We start from the raw sequence: 2075 nt of genomic DNA on the forward strand, positions 1-2075 counted from the left end.
GTCACTGTTGGCCCTGCACACCGCTGTGGTCGCCGCGGGCGCCGTCCTGGTCGTGGTGGCGGGTTCCGCGGCCTTCGCGCTGGCCACCTCCGTCGCCCTCGACGACCCGGACTCGCTGGGGCGCATCGTCGCGGCCGGGTCCTGGCAGGTGCCGGCCGCGCTCGTGTTCGTCGGGGTGTCGGTAGCTCTGTTCGGGTGGGTACCCCGCATGCAGGCCCTGGCCTGGGCGCTGTTCGCCGTCTCCGCGGTCGTCACGTTCATGGGCCCCACCCTCAGACTCACCGAGTCCCAGATGCGCCGGTCACCGTTCGGTGCGGTGGGGCGGGCCCCCGTCGGGCCGGTCGACACGATCGGGGTGGCGGTACTGCTGCTTGTGGCGGTCGCCCTGGTGGGCGCGGGGCTGGTCGGGTTCCGTCGGCGCGACGTGCCGCGGACGTGACCGCCGAGCTGACACACTGACCACACAGCTGTAGACGATCCGGCCGACGACGGCCCGATCTGACATCACCCGGGAGGATCACATGTCGGACGAGTTCGATCGAGACCGGCTGGACGCAGCCCTGGCGGCCGTCGAGGACTGGCCGGTGGACAACGTCTCGGCAGCGGTCGTCGGTCCGGAGGGGCTCCTGGCCGTGCGTGGCGACGAGGACCGCGTCTACCGTCTCGCCTCGGTGACCAAACCGATAGTGGCCGTGGCCGCGCTCCTCGCTGTCGAGGAGGAGGCGATCTCCCTCGACGAGGCCGCCGGGCCCGAGGGCTCGACCGTCCGCCACCTGTTGGCCCACGCATCCGGTCTGGACTTCAGTGATCGCGGGAAGGTGCGCGCCGGGCCGGGGGAGCGACGCATCTACTCCTCGGCCGGCTTCGAGGTGCTCGCGGACCACATCGCCGACGCCACGGGGATCGCCTTCCCCGACTACCTCACCGAGGCCGTGTGTCAGCCGCTCGGGATGGGATCGACGGTGCTCGAGGGCTCGGCCGGACACGGCGCCTCGGCCAGCCTCGCCGACCTGGTCGCCTTCGCGACCGAACTCGTGGCACCGCGGCTCCTGGCGCCCGAGACACTGGAGGAGGCGGTGAACGAGCAGTTCCGCGGCCTCGACGGCGTCGTGCCCGGTTACGGAATGCACAAACCGTGTCCGTGGGGTCTGGGGTTCGAACTCCGGGAGGCCAAGTATCCCCACTGGACCGGCCAGCACAATTCTCCCGGGACCTTCGGGCACTTCGGACAGTCGGGCACGTTGCTGTGGGTGCAGCCCGAGATCGAGACGGCCCTGGTCGTGCTCACCGACCGCGACTTCGGGGACTGGGCCAAACCGCTGTGGCCGGAGTTGTCGGACAGGGTGGTGGACGCCGCAACCCGTCGCAGCCGCCCGGAGGACTCCCTCGGGGGCTGACGCACCCTCCTCGCCGACACGCCGCCGGGGACTCACACCGGCGGGATTACGGTGCTGTAACTTTGCTGAGAATGCAGAAGTGTCGCTGGTGTAATTCGTTCACTTGAGGCACAGTTGTGTACTACAACCACATACGAATCATCGTTCACACGATATCGCGAGGTCGTTGGGGAAGACGTCCCTCAGTGAGTCGGGAGTGAAGCGATGTCTGATCTGAACCATTTCGCGGATACGACGACCGGCGTGGTGTTCATCCATGCCGCGCCTACCGCGTTGTGCCCTCACGTCGAGTGGGCTCTCGCGAGCACCCTCGACGCGTCCTCCGCCATGCGTTGGGAGGACCAGCCGGCCCAGCCGGGCGCCCGCAAGGCGATCGTCGACTGGATCGGTCCGGTCGGCACCGGTGCTCGCCTGGCCGATTCGCTGGCCAAGTGGTCGATGCTGGCCTTCGAGGTCACCGAGGACCCGAGCGACCTCGTCGACGGCGAACGCTTCTCGCACACCCCGGAACTCGGGATGTGGCGAGGCCAGACGGGCGCGAGCGGGGACGTGGTGATCGGGGAGAACAGGCTCCGGCACCTCATGGCCGCAGGCCCCGCCGCGTTCCACGCCTCGGTGGACGCCGAACTCGGCACCGCATGGGACCGCGCGCTGGAGCCGCTCCGCGGGCATCCCGCC

At 69.6% G+C, this 2075-nt stretch carries 2 protein-coding genes and 1 pseudogene; all 3 read left to right on the forward strand.

The features are described 5' to 3' along the window. Positions 1 to 439: pseudogene (locus G6018_RS15645) on the forward strand (polyketide antibiotic transporter); the annotation flags it as partial. Between the two features lie 82 nt (positions 440 to 521). Continuing rightward, positions 522 to 1397, forward strand: coding sequence for a serine hydrolase domain-containing protein (locus tag G6018_RS15650; protein ID WP_179524985.1), 876 nt, complete (start codon positions 522 to 524; stop codon positions 1395 to 1397). A 204-nt stretch (positions 1398 to 1601) separates the two neighbouring features. Beyond that, positions 1602 to 2075 (forward strand): DUF3145 family protein (locus G6018_RS15655; RefSeq protein WP_182640115.1); only part of this gene is annotated, 474 nt, incomplete at its 3' end.

The sequence above is a fragment of the Dietzia sp. DQ11-44 genome (assembly GCF_014145205.1).
GTDB lineage: Bacteria > Actinomycetota > Actinomycetes > Mycobacteriales > Mycobacteriaceae > Dietzia > Dietzia natronolimnaea.

What these genes read in the sequence shown, in the direction of transcription:
- G6018_RS15650 (WP_179524985.1), top strand. Translation starts at nt 522, where the DNA reads ATGTCGGACGAGTTCGATCGAGACCGGCTGGACGCAGCCCTGGCGGCC.